At 59.5% G+C, this 25,361-nt stretch carries 16 protein-coding genes and 1 pseudogene; 9 read left to right on the forward strand and 8 right to left on the reverse strand.

Annotated features, from left to right (window positions below; all coding sequences use genetic code 11):
- The 4 genes and pseudogenes from OA90_RS23330 to OA90_RS23345 form a co-directional block, all read left to right on the forward strand.
- Nucleotides 1-280, forward strand: a 280-nt coding sequence (locus OA90_RS23330) for a transposase (protein WP_199823691.1), incomplete at its 5' end; no start/stop codon positions are given.
- A 3-nt stretch (nucleotides 281-283) separates the two neighbouring features.
- A pseudogene (locus OA90_RS23335) lies at nucleotides 284-745 on the forward strand (hypothetical protein); the annotation flags it as partial.
- 34 nt (nucleotides 746-779) lie between these two features.
- Nucleotides 780-2,057: a hypothetical protein gene (locus OA90_RS23340; RefSeq protein WP_068418550.1), complete on the forward strand. Its 1,278-nt coding sequence runs from the start codon at nucleotides 780-782 to the stop codon at nucleotides 2,055-2,057.
- Nucleotides 2,058-2,107: 50 nt separating this feature from the next.
- Nucleotides 2,108-3,430 (forward strand): hypothetical protein, encoded by a 1,323-nt coding sequence (locus tag OA90_RS23345; protein WP_068418399.1) that lies wholly within the window; start codon nucleotides 2,108-2,110, stop codon nucleotides 3,428-3,430.
- A 473-nt stretch (nucleotides 3,431-3,903) separates the two neighbouring features.
- Here OA90_RS23345 and OA90_RS23350 read toward each other — a convergent pair whose 3' ends face one another.
- Entirely contained in the window at nucleotides 3,904-7,587 is a 3,684-nt protein-coding gene (locus tag OA90_RS23350) for a vitamin B12-dependent ribonucleotide reductase (RefSeq protein ID WP_068418402.1), read from the reverse strand.
- Between the two features lie 739 nt (nucleotides 7,588-8,326).
- On the opposite strand from OA90_RS23350, the gene OA90_RS23355 reads away from it, so the two are divergent.
- Together OA90_RS23355 and OA90_RS23360 are read left to right on the forward strand one after the other, a co-directional pair.
- Nucleotides 8,327-9,031 carry a response regulator gene (locus OA90_RS23355; protein ID WP_208986268.1) on the forward strand — a complete coding sequence of 235 codons (705 nt, stop codon included), beginning with the start codon at nucleotides 8,327-8,329 and terminating at the stop codon, nucleotides 9,029-9,031.
- Between the two features lie 151 nt (nucleotides 9,032-9,182).
- Nucleotides 9,183-9,569 (forward strand): NADH:ubiquinone oxidoreductase subunit NDUFA12, encoded by a 387-nt coding sequence (locus tag OA90_RS23360; protein ID WP_068418555.1) that lies wholly within the window; start codon nucleotides 9,183-9,185, stop codon nucleotides 9,567-9,569.
- A 110-nt stretch (nucleotides 9,570-9,679) separates the two neighbouring features.
- Here OA90_RS23360 and OA90_RS23365 read toward each other — a convergent pair whose 3' ends face one another.
- The 6 genes from OA90_RS23365 to OA90_RS23390 all read right to left on the reverse strand — a co-directional run bounded on the left by OA90_RS23365 (nucleotide 9,680) and on the right by OA90_RS23390 (nucleotide 16,019).
- Entirely contained in the window at nucleotides 9,680-10,651 is a 972-nt protein-coding gene (locus OA90_RS23365; RefSeq protein ID WP_068418406.1) for a hypothetical protein, read from the reverse strand.
- Between the two features lie 137 nt (nucleotides 10,652-10,788).
- On the reverse strand, nucleotides 10,789-11,475 hold the full coding sequence (gene aat, locus OA90_RS23370; RefSeq protein WP_068418411.1) for a leucyl/phenylalanyl-tRNA--protein transferase: 687 nt from the start codon (nucleotides 11,473-11,475) through the stop codon (nucleotides 10,789-10,791).
- Between the two features lie 48 nt (nucleotides 11,476-11,523).
- Nucleotides 11,524-12,870 carry an acetyl-CoA carboxylase biotin carboxylase subunit gene (gene accC, locus OA90_RS23375; protein ID WP_068418414.1) on the reverse strand — a complete coding sequence of 449 codons (1,347 nt, stop codon included), beginning with the start codon at nucleotides 12,868-12,870 and terminating at the stop codon, nucleotides 11,524-11,526.
- A gap of 16 nt (nucleotides 12,871-12,886) precedes the next feature.
- Nucleotides 12,887-13,360: an acetyl-CoA carboxylase biotin carboxyl carrier protein gene (gene accB, locus OA90_RS23380; RefSeq protein WP_068418416.1), complete on the reverse strand. Its 474-nt coding sequence runs from the start codon at nucleotides 13,358-13,360 to the stop codon at nucleotides 12,887-12,889.
- 276 nt (nucleotides 13,361-13,636) lie between these two features.
- Nucleotides 13,637-14,425 (reverse strand): DsbA family protein, encoded by a 789-nt coding sequence (locus tag OA90_RS23385; RefSeq protein WP_068418419.1) that lies wholly within the window; start codon nucleotides 14,423-14,425, stop codon nucleotides 13,637-13,639.
- Nucleotides 14,426-14,591: 166 nt separating this feature from the next.
- Nucleotides 14,592-16,019 (reverse strand): M48 family metalloprotease, encoded by a 1,428-nt coding sequence (locus tag OA90_RS23390; RefSeq protein ID WP_068418421.1) that lies wholly within the window; start codon nucleotides 16,017-16,019, stop codon nucleotides 14,592-14,594.
- Nucleotides 16,020-16,314: 295 nt separating this feature from the next.
- Here OA90_RS23390 and OA90_RS23395 point away from each other — a divergent pair, with 295 nt between their 5' ends.
- A complete protein-coding gene (locus tag OA90_RS23395) occupies nucleotides 16,315-17,478 on the forward strand; it encodes an aminotransferase class I/II-fold pyridoxal phosphate-dependent enzyme (protein ID WP_068418424.1) in 1,164 nt (387 codons plus the stop codon).
- A gap of 128 nt (nucleotides 17,479-17,606) precedes the next feature.
- On the opposite strand, the gene OA90_RS23400 is transcribed toward OA90_RS23395, so the two are convergent.
- Entirely contained in the window at nucleotides 17,607-20,420 is a 2,814-nt protein-coding gene (locus tag OA90_RS23400; RefSeq protein ID WP_068418426.1) for a ribonuclease E/G, read from the reverse strand.
- 689 nt (nucleotides 20,421-21,109) lie between these two features.
- Here OA90_RS23400 and OA90_RS23405 point away from each other — a divergent pair.
- Together OA90_RS23405 and OA90_RS23410 are read left to right on the forward strand one after the other, a co-directional pair.
- Nucleotides 21,110-22,387, forward strand: coding sequence for an N-acetylmuramoyl-L-alanine amidase (locus tag OA90_RS23405; RefSeq protein WP_068418558.1), 1,278 nt, complete (start codon nucleotides 21,110-21,112; stop codon nucleotides 22,385-22,387).
- A 339-nt stretch (nucleotides 22,388-22,726) separates the two neighbouring features.
- Nucleotides 22,727-25,198 carry a penicillin-binding protein 1A gene (locus tag OA90_RS23410; protein ID WP_068418560.1) on the forward strand — a complete coding sequence of 824 codons (2,472 nt, stop codon included), beginning with the start codon at nucleotides 22,727-22,729 and terminating at the stop codon, nucleotides 25,196-25,198.
- Nucleotides 25,199-25,361 lie beyond the last annotated feature (163 nt).

Here is a 25,361-nt window from a genome sequence, read left to right on the forward strand (position 1 = left end):
TGCCCATGGCGTGGTCATCCTTGATCAGGCCGGATGGCACACGTCAAACAAGCTCGCCATCCCGGACAACATCACACTCTTGCCTTTGCCACCCCGATCTCCCGAACTCAATCCTGTCGAAAACCTATGGCAGTACATGCGAGAAAACTGGCTCTCAAACCGGGTCTTCAAGGACTACGACCAGATCGTCGACCTGTGCTGCCGGGCCTGGAACACGCTCATCGATCAGCCATGGAAAATCATGTCAATCGGAATGCGTGACTGGGCGCATCGGTCCTGAATTTTGTCGTTTGGTATCACATCGTCCGGGCAGGCCCGCCGGCTTCTTCCTCAGCCGATCGCCGATGCGCTCGGTTGGACAATGTTTCAGACTGGCGATACGGAGACAGACCGGTTGCTCGGAGTTGCGCGCCAACGGTTTCTCTCTCCCAAGTCCGAAGATCGGCAGGACGCGTTGGAAAAGCTGTGGGACGCTTTTGAACGGATGAAGACGCTGGAACCTGGCGTCAATAAACGCGCGCAGGCCGATGCGCTGCTAGATCGTGTCGCCTCGCCCGGCTCTGGATTTCGAGAAGCCCTTGCGCGAGAGGCTGCTGAGCTAACCTCGATAGGGAACAGCTTTCGCATTCGTCATTCTGAGACAACACAGGAAGCTCTAACCTCTCTGGATCAGGTTGACTATCTGTTTACGCGCATGTTTGCGTTTTTGCGAGTGATCCTAAAAGGGACTGGGCGTGGGGGATAACCTTTACGAACTCATCTACAGGCTTCTTCGGGGAATGAGCCACGCCCAATTGAGCCAGGAGCCAGAGCAAGTTGCTGGGCTGATTGTACCTGCGCCGGAGGGCTTCTCGATCGGGCAGCGTGTTGAACTGGCGCTCAGTAACTTAACGCAGGAGGACTTAGCTCGGCTTGCGGTTAAATTCGCAGCTGCTCGTGGTGACATCCCGCTCGATGAGGCTGGTCGCAAGGTGCTAGAAGCCGATGATCCGCCACTGACGCAGATCACACGACGAGACGTAGCGCGGATCCTTGGCGACGACCTTGCCGGAGAGCGCAACACGGTGGAAGTGGTCGAAGGCTACTTCCCACTTTCCTCGCCCTTCGAAGACTTTTTCGGCAGCCGGGGCAAAAGCCTGCGAGACCAGGTCGTCCGGCACATGGATCAAAATCCAGGCGATTGGTCCGTCGAACATCTTTTCGGCGAAATCGGGGCCTTCAATTGTTCAAAGGCCAGGTTCGGCGCCTTGCTTGAGCAAGGCGTTCATCCCCTTTCCCGAACGGGCGATGAGCAGAAAAAGACGGTCGCAGCATTAAACAGAATACTCGCGCGGGATGGATACGAGCTTGCTCAGGACGGCGAGATATCCGGGCACCCGCGGTTCAGTTTCCGCTCTCTGGTGCGTGGGGTCAGTGGTCGGCCAAAAAACCTGGTCTTTGCGTCGCGAGGACCTAAGCCGGAGATTGGCTTTGCCGATGCAATTAACAACGACATCGTCATTTTGTCTGGAGAAGAGAACTGCTTGATCTACGACAGCCCCATCGGCGCAAACGGTCTTCTGTGGTCGGAGCTCGTTTCCTGGTGGGGCCAAGTCACGCCGGGTGCTGATGCCGCAAAACTTGGATTTCGACTCCAGGAATCGCTGGCCTCGGAAGCGGAACGCAAGCTATTCGCGACTTACTTCAAGGCCTATCGGCCCGCCCTCGGCGAGGCGCTGCCTGCACTTCTGCCGCAGGTCTATCTGCACTATGACCCTGCCGTGGTGAAGACCCTACGTCATCGGTTGCCTCTGCCGCGTCAGCGCATGGACTTCCTGCTGCTTCTTCCTAACCATCAGCGCATCGTGATTGAAGTTGATGGCAAACATCACTTCTCGGAAAACGACCGTCCGTCATTGAAGGTCTATGCAGATATGGTGTCGGCTGATCGCGAATTGCGCCTTGCTGGATATGAGGTCTATCGGTTCGGGGCGAATGAACTGGTTGGTGACGGCGCTGAAAAACGCATTACTAATTTCTTCGATAAGCTTTTTCGGCTGCATCGGATTAGGCAATGAACTTGTTCGCTGATGTACCAAAATGCAGGGCGATCTGTAGGGGATAGAAATTGAAGACAACGATTTTCTGGTCTTGGCAAAGTGACCGCGACCCGAAGTTGCACCACTATTTTGTGCGCGATGCGCTGAAAGGTGCATGTAAACTCATCGCCCTCGATCCCAACTATGAGGAAGCGGTGCGACCCGAGGTCGATCACGATACCAAGAATGTTGCCGGAACCCCGGACATCACGAAGACGATTCTGGACAAGATCGCCAGAGCAAATGTGTTCGTCGCGGATATGACCCCGGTTGGAGTAACGGATCCCGTAGCGCTTCAGCCGAACACGGCCGCAGACAAGCGTTCAGAGCCGAAGCATCTGCAAAACCCGAACGTCATGTCCGAGCTTGGCTATGCGGAACATGCGCTCTCGCAGGGCCGCATCATCCTGGTGGCAAACGGCGCGCACTATCCCGGTCCCGTGGCGCTCCCGTTTGACTGGCGTCACCGGAGCGGCGCGAAAGTCTATCACCTGAAGGACGGCGCCACGAAGGAAGAGATCAAGGTGGAGCAGAAGCGTTTCACCGAGGTTCTGAAGAGCTGCATTGTGCCCATCCTGGCCGAGCAAGCGCCGGCAAAGACGCCTCCGCCGCCGATTTCATGGCAGGCACCGAGCCGTGGCGATCCGGCCATCTGGCCGTCGGCGGAGAAGAAGCTTGAGTTTCGCAACAATGCGATGGGGGAGCCGCAGCGCAGTGTTGAGCTGCGGGAAGGGACGCGGATCTTTGCACGCATCGCCCCGCGCGAATGGTCGGTGCCTGCCAGGGTCGAGCTTGAACAGCGGATTTCGGACGTAGGGCTGAACATTCGTGGGCGAGATGGTGATTGGGGTCTCAATGGCGATGGCGCACTGTCGGTCTGGGGCCATATCACCGGCGCACGCAACGACATGATCGTCACGAACGCGACGCAATGGTTCCAGTCGAATGGCGAGCTTTGGGCGGTCAATAGCAACTGCTTCGCCGAGAACAGCGGTGGCCAGTGTTTCGCCTCCGCGCTGCCGTTCACACCGCTGGATGAGTTTCTTCGCAAGGGCATTGCCGCCATTAAAGCCATGGGCGGCAAAGGCCCGATCGGGATCAAGCTGGGTGCAGGTGATCTGACCGACACCGTCTTGCCTGGCCAATACCAATCGCAACGCTTCCCGGCTGTCAGCGCGCGTGCGGATGTGGATGAAGAACTTGAGACTTGGACACCAGACGAACGAAGAGCGCTCCTGTTCCGATTCTGGAATGCATTGATGGACGTCTACGGGTGTTCACCTGCGCGATCGTCAGCAGAGTTTGAAAAAGCAGCTGCGCTTGCGCCGCTCTCGAAACAAGTAGAGGAATGACTCGCAAAGAGGCGAACTTGAATGTGCTCAATCTGAGCTCCTGGACACCGATCTATGTTCTTATGAAGGGAGTGCTGCCGAGGAGCACGCATTGCACGTTCTTCGCAATGTCACATCGAGCTATGTGTCAAAGGCTGCTTCTAAAAAACGAGGCCCCATAAACTGTCGTTCTGCTGAGGGCTGCGAGGTCATCTTTAAGACATGTAATAGAGAAAACCCGCGCGATCATTTTTGATCGAGCGGGTTTGTCGTTTCTGGCGCGCATGAGCTGACTATTGGCCTAAATCGTGAAACCTATGCGACACGGGACAACAAGCATAAGGCTGACCTCTTCGCCAGTGTCGCATATTACCGCAACCGTCGTTTTTCACCCATCTCCCATTCCGCACCAACCCAAGGAATTTCCTCGGGTTGGTACAAAACATTGGGTGCTATGAACAAAACTTTGGTCCTCTCACCAATACAGCTTTGCCTCAACTACACCCGCTGGTGCCGCCACAGGTGTCGCATTTCAGGCAGGTTCCGTTCCTCACCATGGTGAAGTTACCGCATTCGGAGCAGCTTTCGCCTTCATAGCCTTTCATGCGGGCCTGGGCGATTTGCTGGGCCGCGGTGTTGGGCTGCTGGGCCGGGGGGGTGGAGATTTCCACCGCGGCGGCGGCTTCCGAGCCGCGGGCGAAGGCCGTGGCGACGGCGGAGACCTGGGCGGCGGGGCTGCTGGCGGTCTTGACCGAGATGACGTCGGTCGCCTCGCCGGCGGGGTCGCCACCGGCAACGAGGCGGAAGCGCTCGGTCTGGCCGCGCACGAGGCCGTGGGAGACGACGCCGCCGGACGCACCCTTGTCCATGCTCCTGACCGCGCCGGGATCGACCGGACCGTTGAAGGCTTCCGGCGGGACGTGGGCCAGGTCGTGCCGGCCAAGGTAGGAGACCGCCAACTCGCGGAAGACATAGTCGAGGATCGAGGTCGCGTTCTTGATCGCGTCGTTGCCCTGGACCATGCCGGCCGGCTCGAACTTGGTGAAGGTGAACGCGTCGACATATTCCTCCAGCGGCACGCCGTATTGCAGGCCGAGCGAGACGGAAATGGCGAAATTGTTGATGAAGGCGCGCAGCGCCGAGCCTTCCTTGTTCATGTCGAGGAAGATCTCGCCGAGGCGGCCGTCGTCGTATTCGCCGGTCCGCAGGAACACGGTGTGTCCGCCGATCTTGGCCTTCTGGGTGTAGCCCTTGCGCCGCGCAGGCAGCTTTTCCTGCTCGCGCACGACCCGCTCGACGATCCGCTCCACGATGCGCTCGGCGACCACTTCGGCCCGTGCTGCCTGGGGCCTTGCGGCGATTTCCTCGGCGGTGTCTTCCAGATCCTCGTCATCGTCAGCCAGAAGCTGCGAGTTGAGCGGCTGGGAGAGCTTGGAGCCGTCACGGTAGAGCGCGTTGGCCTTGAGGGCCAGCTTCCAGGACAGCAGATAGGCTTCCTTGCAGTCTTCCACCGTCGCATTGTTGGGCATGTTGATCGTCTTGGAGATCGCGCCGGAGATGAACGGCTGGGCCGCGGCCATCATGCGGATGTGACTTTCCACCGACAGGAAGCGCTTGCCGATACGGCCGCACGGGTTGGCGCAGTCGAAGACCGGGTAGTGCTCTTCCTTGAGGAAGGGAGCGCCTTCCAGGGTCATCGCGCCGCAGACATGAGTGTTGGCGGCTTCGACTTCCGACCTTGAGAAGCCGAGGAAGGTGAGGAGATCGAATTCCGGATCGTCCATCTGCTCGGGGGAAACGCCGAGGCTTGCAAGCTGCTCGTCGCCGAGCGTCCAGCGGTTGAAGACGAACTTGATGTCGAAGGCCGACTTCATGCCATCCTTCAGCTTGGTCAGACTCTCGTCGGTGAAACCCTTGGACTTCAGGGCCGCCGGGTTGATGCCGGGAGCCTGATCGATTGAGCCGAGGCCAACCGCGTAGGCTTCGATCTCGCCGATCTCGCTTTCCGAGTAGCCGAGCTTGCTCAGGGCCTCGGGAACGGCGCGGTTGATGATCTTGAAATAGCCGCCGCCGGCCAGCTTCTTGAACTTCACAAGAGCGAAGTCCGGTTCGATGCCGGTCGTGTCGCAGTCCATGACCAGACCGATGGTGCCGGTCGGGGCGATGACGGTGGACTGGGCGTTGCGGAAGCCGTTCTGTTCGCCGAGCTCAAGCGCACGGTCCCAGGCCTTCTTGGCCCGGTCCACGATCACCTTGTCCGGGCAGTTGGCATGGTCGAGCGCAACCGGGTTTGTGTGCAGATCCTCATAACCGTTCGCTTCGCCATAGGCGGCGCGGCGGTGATTGCGGATCACCTTGAGCATATGCCTGGCGTTTTTCTTGTACCCCGGGAAGGAGCCGAGTTCGCCGGCCATTTCCGCCGAGGTTGCGTAGGAGACACCGGTCATGACGGCGGTCAGTGCACCGCACAGGGCGCGGCCTTCCTCGCTGTCATAGGGAATGCCGGAGGTCATCAGTAGGCCACCGATGTTGGCGTAGCCGAGGCCGAGGGTGCGGAACTTGTAGGACAGTTCGGCGATTTCCTTCGACGGGAACTGCGCCATCAGCACCGAGATTTCCAGAACGACGGTCCACAGGCGCACGGCGTGTTCGTAGCTGTCGATGTCGAAAGAAGCGTCCTCGCGGCGGAACTGCATCAGGTTCAGGGACGCCAGGTTGCAGGCGGTGTCGTCCAGGAACATGTATTCCGAGCATGGGTTGGACGCGCGGATTTCGCCATCGGCAAGGCAGGTGTGCCAGTCGTTGATGGTGGTGTGGTACTGCAGGCCCGGATCGGCGGAGGCCCAGGCGGCATAGCCGATCTGCTCCCACAGTTCCTTTGCCTGCACGGTTTTCAGCGTCTCGCCGCTGCGGCGGGCGGTCAGGTCCCAGGTGCTGTCCTCGACGACGGCGTTGAGGAAGCCGTCGGTGATGCGCACGGAGTTGTTGGAGTTCTGGCCGGCGACCGTGAGGTAGGCTTCCGAATCCCAGTCAGTGTCGTAAACCGGGAATTCGATCTTGGTGAAGCCCTGGCGGGCGAACTGGATGACGCGCTGGATGTAGTTCTCCGGAACCATCATCTTTTTCGCGGCGCGGATCTCACGCTTCAACGCCGGGTTCTTGGCCGGGTCGAAACATTCGCCGTTGTCGGCCTCGCAATTGACGCAGGCGCGCATGATGGCGCTGAGGTGCTTCTGGCAGATGCGCGAACCGGTGACGAGCGCCGCGACCTTCTGCTCTTCCTTGACCTTCCAGTTGATGTATTCCTCGATGTCGGGATGGTCGACATCGACCACAACCATCTTGGCCGCGCGGCGGGTGGTGCCGCCGGACTTGATCGCGCCGGCCGCCCGGTCACCGATCTTCAGGAAGCTCATCAGGCCGGAGGACTTGCCGCCGCCGGACAGCCGCTCGCCGGCCGCCCGCACATGGGAGAAGTTCGAGCCGGTACCCGATCCGTATTTGAACAGGCGCGCTTCGCGCACCCACAGGTCCATGATGCCACCCTCGTTCACCAGGTCGTCGCCGACGGACTGGATGAAGCATGCATGCGGCTGGGGATGTTCGTAGGCGGTCTTGGACTTGGTCAGGCGGCCGCTCTGGTAATCGACATAGAAATGACCCTGGCTCGGGCCGTCAATGCCATAGGCCCAGTGCAGGCCTGTGTTGAACCACTGCGGGGAGTTCGGCGCCACCTTCTGGGTCGCCAGCATATAGCGGAGTTCGTCAAAGAAAGCCCGGGCGTCGGCTTCGCCGTCGAAGTAGCCGCCTTTCCAGCCCCAGTAGGTCCAGGTGCCCGCCAGGCGGTCGAACACCTGACAGCCGTCGATCTCGGAGCCGTAACGCTCGTCTTCAGGCAGGTCTTCAAGAGCGGTCTCATCGGCCTCGTGGCGCCACAGCCAGGACGGGACGGTGTTTTCCTCAACCGGCTTCAGCTTTGCCGGGACGCCGGCCTTGCGGAAATACTTCTGGGCCAGGATGTCGGCTGCGACCTGGGAAAACTGGGCCGGGACCTGGATATCGGCCAGGCGGAAGACGACCGAACCATCCGGATTCCGGATCTCGCTGGTGGCCGTGCGAAATTCTATGGTGGCGTAAGGCGATTGACCGTCCTTGGTATAGCGCCGCTCGATCCGCATTCTCTAAGTCCCCTTGTATCGCATACCGGTTCTGCCCGAACCGGACTTCTCGTCCGCATCACATCCGGCCCGGCGTCGCCGCCGGCCCCCGATCAACGGATGCCAACCGGAATCGATTGATCATCCAGAACCGACCGGTTCAAAAGTGCTGGAGTCTCCTGATCGCGTTCACAGGAACACGGGAAATTCCAGAGCCGAATGCCGCCTTGTCATTTTCAGGCTCTGAGCCTGTATGTAGCGTATCTGATTATCTGGTCCACTATATATAGTGTTATTCAACAGCTTTGTCACGATGTGAACGCAGAAACAGGCACAAAGAAACCCTGCCTCCGGCTTAAGGCTGAAAAGCCGGAATGGGGACGCTGACACTTACTTTCTGGATGACCGGAGCGCCCGGAAGGGCTCCCGACTACGCACATCGCAATGATAGTGAAACTAATGTAAACGAATTCTTAAGGTCAAGGCGTGAGTGACAACAGCTAGTGCCCAGTTTGCAGGCAAACGCAAAATCTTGTGTGCGAATGTGGATAGTGGGGAGGGCGCCGGACAAGCGCAACCATCTGGAATTTAGCGCTTGCTTTCCCGGCGAAGCGGTTCCGACCGCGCACGCGGTCGTTTCTGTGGATGACAATGCGTAAAGTTTTATGAAAATTTGAAGAAAATGGACGGGATCGATTTCAACGGGGTTTAAGCCGGGTCTGGTTTAGTGCGGGCAGGACAGGATAGGGACCCGCATTTCATGAAGCATCATGCCGCCTTCGGGCTTTCGATGGAGGATGTCGACGCGGTCGTTGTCGAAGACAGCAAGCCGATGCAGACGATTCTGAGGTCGATTCTTCTCAGCTTCAAGGTCGCACGTGTGCGGGTCTTCGATTCGGCCGACGATGCGCTGGAGGCCAGCCTTGCCGAGCCGCCAAACGTGATTCTGACCGACTGGCGCATGGAGCCGACCTCCGGGTACCAGTTTCTGCGTCTCGTGCGGCATCGCCATATGGAACCGCTTTGCTACGTACCGATTCTCTTCATCACCGCGCATGGCACCCGGCCACTGGTGGACAAGGCGCTGCGCGCCGGCGCGCATCATGTGCTGGTCAAGCCGGTGTCTCCCTCCACCTTGTACAAGCGGCTGACGTGGGTCCTGAATGACGATCGGCCCATGACACTGGAGCACTCCGGCTTCTACAACATCTATGGCATACAGAAGACCCTGGATGCACAGGCGGAGAAGATGCAGACCCTGGCCGGTGCGCGCCTGCATCACCAGATGGCGACACAAAAGCGTGCCGAGGTGGAAGGGGCCGTCGAGGCGGCCTTTGCACAGAACACGGGCCGGGGGCCGGTGTTCGCGGGCGAGAAGAAGAAAGAGCCGATACAGCATTCGGCGGCGGCAAAACACATCCGCAACGCGGGATTCGCCGCGGTCAAGGGCGCCAAGTCTCACTGAGTTTCGGCCCGCATGCCGTTTTATCCTCAGTTGCAGGATGCCCGAACTGGACACAAGCGCCTGTTGCCGCCATAGTCCGCCGAAATCCGGCATCCAGGTTCAGCGGTTTCCGGAGTTCCAGAATCTGTCATCAAGGGACCTTTTGAGGGCCATGAAAACTCTGCTGCTTGAAATCTTCACCTGGTGGAACGGCCAGACCATGGGCACCCGCTTCTTCACGTGGCGCAAGGGCGAGTTCGTCGGGGAAGACGAGCTCGGCAACAAGTATTACAAGGAACGCGCGGGCAAGAAACGCTGGGTGATCTACAAGGATCTCGCGGAAGCTTCGCAAATTCCCGCAGGCTGGCACGGCTGGATGCACCACAGGGTCGACACGCCGCCGGTGGATGAAACCTACCACGCCAAGCACTGGCAGAAGCCGCATGAGCAGAACCACACCGGCACACCGGCCGCGTACCGTCCTCACGGCTCGATCCTGACGCCGGAAGCGCGTCCCGAGGTCAGCGGCGACTATGAAGCCTGGACGCCGGGCAACTGAGGCAAGGCGGTTTGCCTGCCGCCTTCGGTCATTCAGTCAAAACGTATCCTGAAGCCCCGCAGTTGCGGGGCTTTGTTTTTGAACCGTGGGCCCAGGTTCGCGTGAAAGGCTTATTTGCTTATGCTTTTGGCTGACGCCGGCTGAGCGCCGAAGAGGGTGCTGGCGGCGGAGATCATCCGGTTGAGGATCAGGATCACCAGGGACGTGCTGTAGCCGAGCACAAAGGGCATGATCAGCAGCAGCGACTGGTTGGTGAAGGCAATCTCGGACCGTGTCGGGACGGTGGTCTTGTTGAGGGCGGAATTGCTGAGGCTTTTCACGAAACTCAGGAACTCATGGAACCCGAAGGGCAGGGTGAAGAACAGCGCGAAGAGGGCGCCCAGCACGATCCGTTGAATGATCAGCCGGGTGTCGGATATGTCGAAGGTGATGTCGCTGGTGACCGAGATGGCGTTGAAGCCGATAAAGGCAGCCGACCCGATCGCGCCGAGAGACATCAGCCAAAGCAGGAAGAACAGCACCATCAGCGCGACATCGACGCCTTTGCTGTAGAGCGTCACCTCGGCCATGAGCACGGACAGGATCATCGATCCGATGGAGACCGCAACCAGCCAGACCGCGATCCTGGGCAGAAAATTCGGCATTTGCGACACCAGAAACCGTTTGCGGTTGGCATCGGTGAGGAGCGCGAACAGGATCTGGGTTTTCTGCTCCACCGCCTGCCATTCGCTGTCCGTCGGTGACCGGCCTTGCACTGTCGCGCCGGCGGCTTTCAGGCAGTTGAGTTCGCCCAGCGAGAAATTCTCGGGCAGGGTGGTCGCCTCGCGGATCAGAAAGGAATGCAGGCCGCGCAAAGTCGCCAGGTCCTTGTTGAACTTCTGGTCGCTGATAATATGGCTGGGGTCGGCGCTGCGGCCCGTTCGTTCCTCCGGAGTGGGGCCGGTGCGGGCAATGCCCGGTGTCCGGTCGGGAGCAGGGGCGGTTATTTCCGGACACCCGAGGAGTTCTTCCGGTAAACCGGTGGCCTGCCTGGACTTCCCCGACCCCGCCTTGTTGCCGCTATCCTTGACGTCCCCTGACATGACCGATCCTGACGAACGCGATGTTACGTTGGGGAATGCTGGCAAGAAACGAATCAGGTAGCAAACTCAACCGGTTTGCAAGCCATGGTGGCGCAGCCGGCCGGGTGATGGTGCGGCGGGCACATTGAGGCCACCATCTACGCCTGTGGGGCCTTGCGGCTGTCCAGCACGTCGAGAATTTCCTGTCCGCAGGCTTGCGGCGACAGGGCATAAAAGTCGGTCTCGAGTTTCAAGGCCTCTGAGAGCTGATTGCTGTAGTCGGTCTGGGAGACTTCCCGCGTCCCGAATTTGCTCAGATGATCGGTCACGAATTGGGTGTCGAGCAGGCTGTAGCCGCCAACGGTCAGCCTTGCGACGAGATGAGCCAGGCAGACTTTCGACGCGTCCGTGCGGAAGGTGAACATGCTTTCGCCGAAGAAAGCTCCGTTCAGGCTGACGCCGTAAAGGCCACCGACGAGTTCACCCTCCTGCCAGGCTTCCACCGTGTGGCAATAGCCCATCTCGAAGAGCTCGCCGTAAAGACGGCGGATCTCGCGGTTTATCCAGGTTTTCTGGCGGCCGGGCATTGGCTCGGCACATCCATCGATGATGCCCTGAAAGTCGGTGCTGACCCTGACCTCGAAGACGTCGTTGCGGATGGTGCGCCTGAGCCGCCGGGGCATGTGAAAATCGTCAAGCGGGAGAATGCCACGCTGTTCCGGTTCCAGCCAGAAAAGACCAGGATCGTCGGCGGATTCGGCCATGGGAAACAGGCCGCAGGCGTAAGCTTTCAAAAGCACCTGCGGCGTGATTTCCATCACGACGTCGTCTTTATATCCAGCCATGGGGCCTCACAGTCCGTCCGGCTCGGGCTGGTCCTTGCCGAAATTCGGTCAGCTTGACTTCTTGGCCAGGTATTTTTCCAGCCAGTGAATGTCATACTGACCGTTTGCGATGTCCTGATTGTCCACCAAATCGCGGAAAAGCGGAATAGTCGACTTGATTTCGTCAACCACAAATTCATCGAGGCAGCGGCGCAGGCGCATCATGCATTCCACGCGGTTACGGCCGTGCACGATGAGCTTGCCGATGAGGCTGTCGTAATAGGGCGGAATCTTGTAGCCCTGATAGACGCCTGAATCGACCCGCACGCCAAGTCCGCCGGGCGTATGGTAATAGGTGATGGTGCCCGGTGAGGGTGCGAATGTGACGGGGTCTTCCGCATTGATCCGGCACTCGATGGCGTGACCGTCGAACCGGATGTCCTCCTGCACCATATCCAGAGAGCCCCCGGCGGCGATCCGGATCTGCTCGTTGACAAGATCGATACCGGTGATCATCTCGGTGACCGGGTGCTCCACCTGGAGGCGGGTGTTCATCTCGATGAAATAGAATTCGCCGTTTTCGTAGAGAAACTCCACCGTGCCGACGCCGCGATATTTCAGCTTGCGCATCGCTTTGGCGACGATCTCGCCGATTTCGTGACGCTGTTCGGCATTCAGGGACGGCGAGGGCGCTTCTTCCAGAACCTTCTGGTGGCGGCGCTGCAAGGAGCAATCCCGTTCGCCCAGATGCACCGCGTTGCCCTTGCCGTCGCCCAGAACCTGGATTTCGATATGGCGGGGCTGGCTGAGGTATTTTTCCATATAGAGGGCGTCATCGCCGAAAGCCGCCTTGGCTTCCGAACGTGCGGTGGAAAGTGCGGTATCGAGATCCGCCTCCGTCATGGCGACCTTCATGCCGCGGCCACCACCGCCGGCGGCAGCCTTGACCAGAAGCGGATAGCCAATTTCCCGAGCGATCGCGTGGGCGTCGTCCTGCGGGGTCACGGCACCGTCGGATCCGGGCACCACCGGTATTCCCAGCTCGATGGCGGTTTTCTTGGCCTGGATCTTGTCGCCCATGATGCGGATATGCTCGGCGGACGGGCCAATGAATTCGATATTGTGGGCTTCCAGAATTTCCGCGAAGCGGGCGTTCTCGGACAAAAAGCCGTATCCGGGGTGAACCGCATCGGCACCCGTGATCTCGCAGGCAGCAAGAAGCTGCGGAATGTTCAGATAACTTTCGCGCGCCGAGGGCGGGCCGATGCAGACGCTTTCGTCGGCAAGACGCACATGCATGGCGTCGGCGTCCGCGGTGGAATGGACCGCCACGGTTGAAATGCCGAGTTCCTTGCAGGCACGCAGGATACGCAGCGCGATTTCGCCGCGATTGGCGATGAGGATTTTGGAAAACATGGCCACGGCGGCTCCCTTATTCGACGATAATGAGCGGTTCGCCGAATTCCACCGGCTGGGCGTCGTCTACCAGTATCTGTTTGACGGTTCCTGCCTTGGTGCTGGGAATGTGGTTCATGGTCTTCATGGCTTCGACAATCAGGATCGACTGGCCTTCTGTCACCTTGTCGCCAACCTGGATAAACGGGGCGGCGCCCGGCTCGGGAGAAAGATAGGCAGTGCCGACCATCGGCGAGAGGACCGTTCCGGGATGCGGAGCCGAATCCTGGACGGGCGCCGCTGCTGCGGGGGCTGGCGCAACCGGGGCAGCCGCTGCAGGCGCCATGGCGGGAGCCATCATGTTGACAGGGGCATTGACCGACATCTGGCGGGCGACGCGGATGCGCGTATCGCCTTGTTCCAACTCGATCTCCGACAGATTAGTCTCATCCAGAAGGATGGCGAGATCCCGGATCATGGCCGTGTCGAATTTCTTGTTATCATTACGCATATCGTTTGGCTCTCGTACTCGGTCTGCAAGGAGCGCATGTGCCGGATGAACAGCCTTGGCGGTTCTTTCCGACGGATCTGGATCCGCTCCAGACCAGCTTGCATCTGCGCTATTTGCACCGCCGATAAAAGCGGACAAAGGGTTGTGGCCCGTGACCGTTCCGGACACGAGCCACGCTTCTTATAGGGATTGAATCGGATCAGGAAAACCCCCGATTTCCCCTAGACATGACGGAAGACCCGTTTCCTACAGACTTGGGTCTGTCAGCAAGGAAGCTCAGCAGGTTGTCTCGCCGCAATTCTGCATGGCGTCGAGTTTTTCCCGCAGCTGATCGAAGCCGACTGCGCCCATGACGACCTCGTCGCCGACAACGTAGGACGGCGTTCCGGTAAGACCGAGGCGGTTGGCGATCGAATAGACTTCCTCGATCGTCTGACCGGCTTCATCGGTTTCCATCGCCGCCAGAAGGTCCTCTTCCCCGATGCCGGCAGCGGTCGCAGCTGCAAGAGCGCTTGCCCGGTTTGCCTGGCTGCGGCCAAGAAGCAGTGCTTCGTGGAATTTGGCATATTTTTCAGGCGCCACGGTATTGACCGCAACCGCGACCTGGGCGGCTTCGACCGAGCCCTGGCCGAGCACCGGGAATTCCTTCAGCACGACTTTCAGGTCGGGATACTGTTCGATCAGCCGTGCCATGTCGCCATACGCGCGCTTGCAGTAGCCGCAGTTGTAGTCGAAGAATTCGACCAGGGTAATGGACCCTTCCGGGTTGCCTAGAACCACCTGGCGGGTGGAGTTGAAGAGGATGTCCGCGCTTTCGCTCAGCATCTGCAGGCGAGCGGTTTCAGCAGCTTCCTTTTCCCTGCGGTCCAGTTCGGTCAGCGCTTCGGTGATGACTTCCGGGTTTTGAAGAAGATACTCGCGCACGATTTTTTCAATTTCGCCGCGATTGACCTCCTGCGCGGTGGCGGCGCCGGCAATCAGGCTCAGGACAAGCGCACTTGCGGACAGGATGCGCAGCAATGCGGGCGGGCACAATTTCCGGCTGAAACTGGTGATATAGGTCATATGGGGCTCCCTCGGCCAACCTGCTGTCAAGTGTCATCGCATGTCGGCTGACAAGTTGATCTATTTTCAGTTATTGGAGCATCCTGTCTGCGTTCGTCAGATCGCGGTTTGCTCCAGGCAACAAGCTCACAGCCATTCGGCATTGCCACCATGCGCGTTACAGGTGTCAGCGGCGATTCGGCAGATCTGGTGGTTTGTACGCTACAATGTCGTCAGCTTGAAGCCATGCGGGCGATCCGCGCTTCAAACTTTTTTGAGCACGGGCGGCGTAGCGCTGCGCTGCTTGAAAATCACCGCTGACCATCAGGCCCTTCGCCGTTGCCAGATCGGCTTCGGCCCGCTCGCCCTGGCGCCCGTGGGCAATCGCCAGCTGGCTGTAGGCAACGCCCGAGTTCGGGTCTCTTTGAATGGCCCGTTTGAGGATGCGCTCCGCCTCCGGAAGATAGGACGCCTCGTTGGCGCCGACCAGCGCATATCCGAGCCAGACAAGAAACTGCGGTTCATTGGGTTTGAAGGACAGGGCCTTGCGGAATGGCGCAATCGCGCCCTTCGGGTCTCCGCCTTCCAGCAGCGCCTGGCCCTTGAGTTCGTAATAATAGGGGTTGTTCGGCTGCGTGCGGATCAGCGCATCAATCTCCTTCACCGCGCCCTTGCCCCGGCTTTTCATGGCCGCGATTGCCCGCGCGTATTGGGCTGCCGGGCTCTTGTCGCTGCGCGGATAGGCCCGCAGGGTGGCCGAGGGGTGGCTGGTGAAGGCGAACAGTTTCGCACGGATCTGATCGTGCCGGTATTGCAGGACGTAGTCTTCCGGCTGGTTGAAATATTTCGACTTCTGGGCGTCGTTCAAAAGACCGTTATAACGCTCCTGGGCCATCGGGTGGCTCTGGGCGTAAGGGTCTGCGAACTTGCGGGAGAACAGCTGCTGTTCGGACATGCGCTGGAAGTTTTTCAGCATGCCCCGGGCACTCTGGCCGGTGGCATCGAGATATCTGAGCGCCGCCCGGTCGGCGGAGGCTTCCTCGCCGCGCTGGTAGGCGAGCAGCGACCTTTGTCCCACTGATCCCGATCCGAGAATGGCGGCCGCGCCCCCGGAGGCTGCCTGACCCGAGCCGGCTGCGGCACCGGCTGCGGCGGCGCCGGCGCCCAGGATCATGCCGATCACGGCGACGATCTGGGCATTGGCCGCGGCCGAGCGCAGCCGGACGAGATGCCGTCCGGAGATATGGCCGGATTCATGGGCGATCACGCCTATGACTTCTCCGGGCGTTTCCGCTTCGAGCAAGACGCCGATATTGATGAACATACGGCGCGAATCCGGCACAAAGGCGTTGAAGGTCTTTTGGTTGACCAGAATGATCTGCGGTTCGGAATTCGAGATTCCCGCCACCTTGAAGATCGGCTTTGCGTAATCCTTCAAGAGCTCTTCGGCTTCCGCGTCGCGCACCAGCGGCAGGCGTCCGCCCTGAGCCTGCACGGGTGCTGCGGCCAACGGCAGAAGAAGAGCGGCCGAACATGCAATGCCAACGGCCTTGCGCATCAACCGCATTCCGGAGTGTTCTTCAGGCTGGAAGGAAAAGGGCAGCAAACGCGACAAGTCGCATACCTCCGAAGCGTAACAGCGAATTGAACCTCACATTCATCGTCCAAATACTGTCCTACTCAGGCGCATGAATGTATGGCGAAGGTATGGATCATGGCGGATCCGGTCAAGAAAAGGTAATTACAAATCGGAGAGGATCGGAATGGAAGCGCCCTTTCAACGGATGTCGCGGCCGGATTGTATCCCGCTCGAGAATCCGCGATACGAAGGGCCGTGAACCTTCCGCGTTCCAGTGAACGTACCCAAGAGAACCCTGACGTTATACCAACTCCGGAACAAACAGGTCGTCATGACATCCTCAGCCTTTGTGCCCTCCCGCCGCAGCGACGTCGCCCCTTTCATCGCCATGGACGTTCTGTCGGAGGCGGCGCGACTTGAGGCGGATGGCCGCAGGATCGTGCATATGGAGGTCGGTCAGCCTTCGGCCCCGGCCCCGAAAGCGGCCCTCGCGGCAGCGGATGAGGCTCTCAGGCACGGCAGGATCGGTTACACGGAAGCGCTCGGGGTAAAACCGCTTCGCCATGCGCTGGCCCGGCACTACAAGAGGACCTACGGCGTTGAGGTGCCGATCGAGCGGATCATGGCCACGACAGGATCTTCGGCAGGCTTCAACCTGGCCTTTCTGGCCGCCTTCGATCCGGGTGACCGGGTGGTCCTGACAGCACCGGGATATCCCGCCTATCGAAATATCCTGAAGGCGCTCGGCCTGGTGCCTGTCGAGGTGGAAGTCGGTGCGGACACCCGCTGGAGCCTTACGCCGGAACATCTGGAAGAAGCCCTGAAGGACGGACCTGTGAAGGGTGTCCTGGTCGCCAGTCCCGCCAATCCCACCGGCACCATGATGAGCGCGGACGCGCTGGAAGATCTGATCGGCTACTGTGAGAGCCGGGGAATCTGGTTCATCTCCGACGAAATCTATCATGGCCTTGACTATGCCGGGGAACAGAAGACCGCGCTTGAGTTCTCCAGCAACGCGATCGTCATCAACAGCTTCTCCAAATATTACTGCATGACCGGCTGGCGGATCGGCTGGATGATCCTGCCGGAACAGCTGGTCAGACCGGTGGAGCGTATTGCCCAGAGCCTTTACATTTCTCCGCCGGAGCTTTCCCAGATCGCGGCAACGGCGGCACTTGACGCGGTTCAGGAACTTGAAGGCGTCAAGGCCGGCTACGCGGCCAACAGGGCGTTGCTGCTGAAAGGACTGCCTGACATCGGCCTCGACAGGCTGCTGCCGGTGGACGGGGCGTTCTATATCTATGCGGACATAAGCCGCTTCAGTTCAAACAGTCTGGAATTTGCAAGACAGATGCTGCATCAGGCCGGTGTCGCCGCGACGCCGGGTGTCGATTTCGACCCGGTGCACGGGCACGAGTTTCTGCGCTTTTCCTTCGCCGGAACGCACGAAGACATGAAAGAGGCGTTGAGCCGGCTGTCGGCCTTCCTGAAATAGCATATTCGGCAATCGGGTAATCTGAATTCAGTTCTCCAGGAGGAAGTGCAGACATTTCCCGGATCAGCCTGCTTGAAATTGCAAGCAGGTTGATCCGGATATTCCTCCGGTAAAGTTTTCAGCGGTGATCAGAAGAAGGACCGACCACGCCACCAGCCGGCACGTTTCGGCTTGGCTTCCTTGTTTTCACCAGACGTTTCGCTGGTGACCACAGGTTCGGCCGGGGCAGAGGGAGCTTCCGCTTCCTTCTCCGCTGCAGCGTCATTGGCGACCGGTTGTTCGGACGTCGGAGTTTCGACGACGATATCTTCTTTTTCAGACACATCGGAAGGACTGGACGCCGTAACATCCTCGCTTTCCGAAGCCTTTGCCGCGACATTGTCAGCCTCGGCAGTGTCCGCTTCCACGGCAGCAACCTCGTTCACAGAGGCGGCGGAAGCTTCCGCGTTCGCTGTGTCCGGGGCGTCCTGTTCTGCCTGTACTTCGGGTGTCTCAGGCTCTGCGGAAGCAACTGCTTCCGGTTCGGAGGGCGCCTCTACACCTTCAGGAGCTTCGCTTTTTGAAGCTTCAGCAGGGGTATCGCTGTCGCCGTTCGCGTCGTCTTCGCCGTTGAAGTCGCCGCCTTCACCGTTCTTGCGTCCCCTGCGGCCGCCACGGCGGCCCCGGCGGCGCTTGCGGCGCGGTTCGTCGTCGCCGCCTTCTTCATCACCGGAACGGGCTTCCTGCGGCTGGCCGTCTTCGCTTTCGGCATCGCCTGCAGCGTCCGACGCCTGCCGGGACGTCGTGCCGGGATCGTTGTTGAAGTCGGTGCCCTCGGGCTGGGAGTCCGATCCGCCCCGCCGGCGCTTGCGGCGGCGTTTGCGGCGGCGGTCTCCGCCCTCGTCATCGAGGGACTGCTCTTCTTCAGATTCCTCCGGATGCTCCTCTGGAGCCTCGTCGGCATCTTCAATTTCAATTGTGTGGGGCTGAACCACGGGAGGTGGTGCGGGGAAGCGTTCCCTGTCCACCAGGGCGCCGCGTTCCAGAACGTAGAGCTGGCCGTTGATGGTGTCGTCCGCGTGAACCTCGATCTCGATCGCAAAGCGCGTTTCAAGATCCACAAGGTTCGCGCGCTTCTGGTTCAGGATGTAGAGTGCAACCTGTGTGGTCGTGCGGATGATCAGATTGTGTGACGAGCCCTTGAGCAGATTGTCCTCAATCGACCGCAAGACATGAAGTGCGATGGATTCCACGGACCGGATCATGCCGGTGCCCTGACAATGCGGGCAGGGTGTGGTGGAGCTTTCCAGAACGCCGGTGCGGATGCGCTGGCGCGACATTTCCAGCAGGCCGAAATGCGAGATCCGGCCGACCTGAATGCGGGCGCGGTCGTTCTTCAGGCAATCCTTGAGCTTGCGTTCGACAGATCTGTTGTTCTTCGACTCTTCCATGTCGATGAAATCGATGACGACAAGGCCGGCGAGGTCGCGCAGACGCAGTTGCCGGGTAACCTCTTCAGCTGCTTCCAGGTTTGTCTGCAGCGCGGTGTCTTCAATGTTGTGCTCGCGGGTGGACTTGCCCGAGTTCACGTCGATTGAGACCAGAGCTTCAGTCTGGTTGATGACAATGTAACCGCCGGACTTCAGCGTCACCTGCGGCGAGAACATCGCATCGAGCTGCGGTTCCACGCCAAAGCGGATGAACAGCGGCGAGGGGTCGCGGTAGGGCTGGACGTTCTTGGCATGGCTCGGCATGAGCATGCGCATGAAGTCCTTGGCCTCGCGGTAGCCTTCATCGCCGGAAACCAGGACCTCGTTGATGTCCTTGTTGTAAAGGTCGCGGATCGAGCGTTTGACCAGGCTGCCTTCCTCATAGACGAGGCTTGGAGCACTGGACTTCAAGGTGAGCTCGCGCACATTTTCCCAAAGCCGCATCAGATATTCGAAATCGCGCTTGATTTCAGCCTTGGTGCGGCTGGCGCCGGCGGTGCGCAGGATCACGCCCATGCCTTCAGGCACTTCCAGTTCGGAGGCGATCTCTTTCAGGCGCTTACGGTCCGTCGGCTGGGTGATCTTGCGGGAGATACCGCCACCGCGGGCGGTATTTGGCATCAACACGGAGTAGCGGCCGGCCAGCGACAGATAGGTTGTCAGAGCAGCGCCCTTGTTGCCGCGCTCTTCCTTGACCACCTGAACCAGAATGACCTGGCGGCGCTTGATGACTTCCTGGATCTTGTATTGTTTGCGGATCGGTGCGCGGCGTTCGGGCACCTCTTCCATGGCATCTTCGGCACCGACCGATTCAACAGCGTCGTCGTCACCGTCGGTGTCGTCGTCATCTTCTTCGGATTTACGCCCACGACCGCGTCCGCGACCCCGGCCGCGTGCCCGGACCGGAGCTTCGTCTTCTTCCTCGTCACCCGAGGACTGGTCGCCGTTATCGGAGTCCTGAGTGTCCTCGTCTTCCGCAGCCTTGGCCTCCAGGCCTTCCGAGGTCTCGTCGGCAGGAGCGGCTACATCTGTTTCACCGCCATCCGCCTGTTCACCGGCATCCGCCTGCGCGTCTTCGGTTTCGACTTTTTCGCTGGCGACGGTTTCCGCTGTGTCGTTTTTGGCCGCGCGGGTGCGGCGGCGGCGCTTCGGCTTTTCTTCTGCATCGGCGTCGTCGCGCTGACGATCGGCAGCCTCAGCCGCGAGCAGGGCTTCCCGGTCCGCGACAGGTATCTGGTAGTAGTCCGGATGAATTTCACTAAACGCGAGAAATCCGTGGCGGTTGCCGCCATATTCAACGAACGCCGCCTGAAGCGAGGGTTCTACTCGCGTTACTTTCGCTAAATATATATTCCCGCGAAGTTGCTTCCGATTTGCTGCCTCAAAGTCGAATTCTTCAACCCGATTGCCACGCACGACGACGACCCGGGTTTCTTCCGGGTGGCCCGCGTCGATCAGCATTTTGTTTGCCATTATTGAACGTCTCCACGGCAGCGCTGCTGGGCGCGTATCCAAAACGCGCATCGCCCGAAAGGAGGATGGCTGCCGTATTTGTTTTGATAAGATGGGAAAGGGCGTCTGCGCCCGGCGCGGTCGTATGATCAACGCAAGCGGCCGCAAAAGCGGGGGCTTGCTTCATGTCGATCATCATGTGCATCACGCGGGTCCTTCGGGGCAACGCAGGCCCAGGAGTTAAAGTCATTGTTTCATTACACCGGCATGCAGGTTGGCTTCGCCGCTACATCTACACCCGGTTCCGGAAAAGGTTCACTCTCAAGGTCCGCTGCTGACCTCGCCGGGGATCAGCCATAAGGAAACAGGCATGATGCTGCGAGGCGGAGCGATATCGAAGAGAGGCCGATACTCTTTCCACTGCAGTCCGGGCACTTGAACAAACGGCAGAACGGCCTCTGTTCTGTCGCTTAAAGGCCTTGGATTACGATGACGTTGTGGATAGACATCCCATTTCGTCACCTGGGAAGGTATCGGATTCGAACCTAAATCCGTAAGGTACTTTTACGATCCAAGGCTCCGCATTGCAAGCAGTGTGACATAGCGGAACTATTTTCCTCATTACGCTGATGGCGTATGACGGAGTGCAAGAGCCTCGACGCGGACGGTTTTCGAGCAGCATGGCCAGTATGATGGAATTGAAAATCGGAATGAAACCGCAGGTTGGCGGGGTGTTTGGCGGCATTCGCAGGTTAGTCGCGCGGACGAGCCTTGTTTTGGCTTTATGTCCTTTTGCGCTCACTGTTCACACCGTTGCCGCCCTTGCCGACACCACGCCCCCCGTCGTGACGGGCGCCAGAGTTGCCGGCGATGAAGACCGGACCCGATTCGTTCTTGACATGGATACACAGGTCACGCCCGTGATCTCCGGTCTGGCAAATCCGTACCGGCTCATTCTCGATTTGCCGGAAGTGACTTTTTCCATACCGCAGGATGTGGGTGAATCCGGAAGAGGTCTTATCAGTGACTGGCGTTTCGGGCTGTTCGCTCTTGGGAAATCGCGTATCGTCATGGATCTGACCGGACCGGTCAGCGTGGACAAAAGCTTCTTTTTGCCTGCCGTGGACGACCAGCCGGCGCGGCTCGTCATGGATCTGGTGCGCTCTTCGCCGCAGGACTTCGCAGCCTTCGTAGAAACATCCCGGTCCGTTCCTTCAGCTGACAGCGAAAAAACCGCGTCCAAAAGCGACAGGCTGACTGCGCCGAAGAACGGCGACAAGCCGCTTATCGTTCTCGATCCCGGTCATGGAGGGATCGACACCGGCGCCACGAGCGCGGCTGGGACCCATGAAAAGGCGATCGTTCTTGAATTCGCATCGCTCCTGAAGGAAAAGCTGGACGCCACCGGTCTCTACGATGTGCATATGACGCGTGAGGACGACACATTCATTCCGCTCGGGCGCAGGGTCGAGATCGGTCATGAACTGGCCGCCGATCTGTTCATCTCCATTCACGCCGATTCGGTCCGCCAGGGCCGGAAACTGGTGCGCGGTTCGACGGTCTATACCCTTTCGGACAAGGCTTCAGATCAGCTGTCCGCGGAAATCGCCGAGACGGAAAACATGTCTGACGTGATCGCCGGTGTGGATCTGGAAACGGGACCGGGCGAAGTGACGGATATCCTCCTCGATCTGGCGCGCCGGGAAACCCGCTCCTTTTCGGTGTATTTTGCCAGAACGCTTGTGAACGAGCTGAAAAGCGCAGTCCGCCTTATCAACAATCCGCACAGATCGGCGGGTTTTCGCGTATTGAAAGCGCATGACGTGCCGTCGGTTCTCGTCGAACTCGGCTATCTTTCGAATGAACATGACGAGAAACTGCTGATCTCCGATGAGTGGCGCGAACGCATGGCCGGGGCCATTACCGAAGCTGTGCACGGTTTTTTCCGTCCCCGGCTGGCGCGCCAGCAGGAAGCGGCCTCTCAGTAAAATCCTTGTGTCGCCATTGCAAATCGGAGGAGGGGACTGACAATTGCCTCAGCATCGCCATATTGGTGCACGAGGAAGGCAGCTAAATGTTTCGGACGGTTTCTAGAGCACTTTCAAGCAACACGGAGCCATTTGATGGAGACAAATCAGCTAACGACCATGGCGCGGCGCAGGGCGATACCAGGCGTCGGACAAGTGTCGCGACGATTTAAACAAGCTGAATTGGTCCACCGGAGTCGTATGTTCCTTAAAAGTGCTCTAATGCCGAGTTAATGTATCCATGTTAAAAAGCTATACGCGCTTGAAGACGGGGAAAGACGAGCCCGCGGTATGAAATTTTTGGTGAAGTTTTTCGGTTATCTGTTCGGCATCGGAGCTGTCCTCGGACTGCTGGTGGCGGCTGGCGTGTGGATGTATCTGCAGCATCTCACGGAGGGGCTGCCCGATTTTACCGCCCTGCAGAATTACGAACCGCCCGTGATGACACGCGTCCATGCGGCAGATGGCAGCCTGATGGCCGAATACGCGACCGAACGGCGTATGTTTCTGCCGATCCAGGCCATCCCGGACAAGGTGAAGCAGGCTTTTATTGCGGCGGAAGACAAGAATTTCTACACCCATATCGGCGTCGATCCTGAGGGTATCGCCCGTGCGGCGGTCCGCTTCATTCAGAATTATGGCTCCGGCAGGCGGCCCGAGGGCGCTTCCACGATCACTCAGCAGGTGGCAAAGAACTTCCTCCTGTCCGATCTGGTCAGTGAGGAAAAACAGCGGCGTTCGGCAGCCTATGAGCGCAAGGTCAAGGAAGCCGTTCTCTCGTTGAGAATCGAACAGGCCTATACGAAGGACGAGATCCTCGAGCTATATCTAAACGAGATCTATTTTGGCTTCGGCGCCTATGGTGTTGCGGCGGCTTCGCTGATTTATTTCGACAAGTCGGTGCACGAATTGTCGCTGGATGAAATCGCCTATCTGGCGGCGCTTCCCAAGGGGCCGAGCAACTATCATCCCTACAGGAAGACCGAAGCGGCCATCGCACGCCGTAACTACGTGATCGACCGGATGATCGCCGATGGCTACATCAGTCTCGAAGAAGGCGACGAAGCCAAGGAAAAGGCTATTGTCGTCAAGCGCCGCGAACACGGTTCGCAGCTGTTTGCGGCGGAGTATTTCACCGAAGAGGTCCGCCGCGAGGTTGCCGATATCTTCGGTGACAAGCGTCTTTACCAGGGTGGTCTGTCCGTCCGCTCGACACTCGATCCGGAACTGCAGAAAATGGCGCGCAAGTCGCTCATGGACGGGCTGATCAAGTTCGACCATCAGCGTGGCAGCTGGAACGGTCCGGTGGAGAAGCTCCCCCTTGGGGCCGACTGGGGTGTCGACCTGGCAAAGATCGAAGCCTTGAGCGATCTGCCAGAGTGGCAACTGGCGGTGGTCCTGGAGAGCGGTAGCGATCAGGCACTTGTCGGGGTCCAGCCGGTAAGGCTTGACAGCGGTGAGCTTTCCGACGAACGCAAGACAGGGCCGCTTTTCCTGGAGACCATGAAATGGGCCCGCGTCAAAGGCCGGGCACCGGGCGCGGTTTCAGACGTGCTCGCCCCGGGCGATGTGATCTACGTGCATGAAAGCGATGTGGCTCCAGGCACGTTCGAATTGCGCCAGATCCCGAAAGTTTCCGGCGCGCTTGTCGCCATGGATCCCTATACCGGCCGCGTTCTGGCCATGGTCGGCGGTTTCAGCTACGCCCAGAGCGAGTTCAACCGGGCCACTCAGGCCTACCGTCAGCCCGGCTCGTCCTTCAAACCGTTCCTTTATGCCGCTGCCCTGGATAACGGCTACACGCCATCGTCGGTGGTCATGGATGCTCCGCTGGAGATCAATCAGGGACCTGGCCTGGGAACCTGGCGGCCGCAGAACTACGGTGGAAAATTCTATGGGCCGTCCACGCTTCGCACAGGGGTCGAGCTTTCCAGAAACGTCATGACCGTACGTCTGGCGCAGGACATGGGCATGCCGCTGGTGGCCGAATACGCCAAGCGCTTCGGCATCTACGACAATATGCTGCCGGTCCTGTCCATGTCGCTCGGCGCCGGGGAAACCACTGTCCTGCGCCTGACCACGGCTTATGCGACCATCGCCAATGGTGGCAGGAAAGTCCGCCCGACCCTGATCGACAGGATTCAGGATCGCTATGGCCGCACCATCTACAAGCACGACAGCCGCATCTGCGACGGCTGTACCCAGGATGTCTGGGAAGGCCAGGAAGAACCGACGCTGATCGATGACCGCGAGCAGGTTCTCGATCCGATGACCGCCTACCAGATCACTTCCATGATGGAAGGGGTCGTGCAGCGCGGTACAGCGACGTCTGTCCGTGCGGTCGGCCGTCCGGTCGCCGGCAAGACCGGTACGACCAATGACGAGAAGGATGCCTGGTTCATGGGCTTCACGCCGGATCTCGCGGTTGGCGTTTTCGTCGGTTACGACAATCCGAAGCCTATGGGACGCGGAGCGACCGGCGGCCAGGTTGCTGCACCGATCTTCACTGATTTCGTCAAGAAGGCGCTGTCGGACAAGCCGCCTGTCGAATTCCGGGTGCCCAAGGGCCTGCAGCTTATCCCGATCAACCGCCGCACCGGCATGCGCACAGCCGCCGGAACGCCCGGGTCGATCCTGGAATCTTTCAAGCCTGGCATGGCTCCGCCGGACAGCTACTCGGTGATCGGATTCCAGGAAACCATGGGCGTGCCGCACTCGGTTTCCCCGGAAGCCGCGGGCGCGGTTCTCAGCGGGACGGGCGGCCTTTATTGACCCCGGCCGCCTTCGGACCGATGAGCGAAACGCTTCCGGTCCTTGCGTGGTTTACAGCGCCAACCCGTGCGGGTAATGTCCCGCTCCAATTCAAGAGCCAGCGGCGTCTGTTGGGATTCAGGGGCTTTGAAATCCGATCGGGCCCGGCGTCTCCTGAAGGTGG

Source organism: Labrenzia sp. OB1 (assembly GCF_001624695.1).
GTDB lineage: Bacteria > Pseudomonadota > Alphaproteobacteria > Rhizobiales > Stappiaceae > Roseibium.

Excerpts from the sequence above, each read along its gene's own strand:
- OA90_RS23340 (WP_068418550.1), top strand. The coding sequence starts at position 780 with ATGAGCCACGCCCAATTGAGCCAGGAGCCAGAGCAAGTTGCTGGGCTG.
- OA90_RS23350 (WP_068418402.1), bottom strand. The coding sequence starts at position 7,587 with ATGCGGATCGAGCGGCGCTATACCAAGGACGGTCAATCGCCTTACGCC.
- OA90_RS23355 (WP_208986268.1), top strand. The coding sequence starts at position 8,327 with ATGAAGCATCATGCCGCCTTCGGGCTTTCGATGGAGGATGTCGACGCG.
- OA90_RS23360 (WP_068418555.1), top strand. The coding sequence starts at position 9,183 with ATGAAAACTCTGCTGCTTGAAATCTTCACCTGGTGGAACGGCCAGACC.
- OA90_RS23365 (WP_068418406.1), bottom strand. The coding sequence starts at position 10,651 with ATGTCAGGGGACGTCAAGGATAGCGGCAACAAGGCGGGGTCGGGGAAG.
- aat (WP_068418411.1), bottom strand. The coding sequence starts at position 11,475 with ATGGCTGGATATAAAGACGACGTCGTGATGGAAATCACGCCGCAGGTG.
- accC (WP_068418414.1), bottom strand. The coding sequence starts at position 12,870 with ATGTTTTCCAAAATCCTCATCGCCAATCGCGGCGAAATCGCGCTGCGT.
- accB (WP_068418416.1), bottom strand. The coding sequence starts at position 13,360 with ATGCGTAATGATAACAAGAAATTCGACACGGCCATGATCCGGGATCTC.
- OA90_RS23385 (WP_068418419.1), bottom strand. The coding sequence starts at position 14,425 with ATGACCTATATCACCAGTTTCAGCCGGAAATTGTGCCCGCCCGCATTG.
- OA90_RS23395 (WP_068418424.1), top strand. The coding sequence starts at position 16,315 with ATGACATCCTCAGCCTTTGTGCCCTCCCGCCGCAGCGACGTCGCCCCT.
- OA90_RS23400 (WP_068418426.1), bottom strand. The coding sequence starts at position 20,420 with ATGGCAAACAAAATGCTGATCGACGCGGGCCACCCGGAAGAAACCCGG.
- OA90_RS23405 (WP_068418558.1), top strand. The coding sequence starts at position 21,110 with ATGAAACCGCAGGTTGGCGGGGTGTTTGGCGGCATTCGCAGGTTAGTC.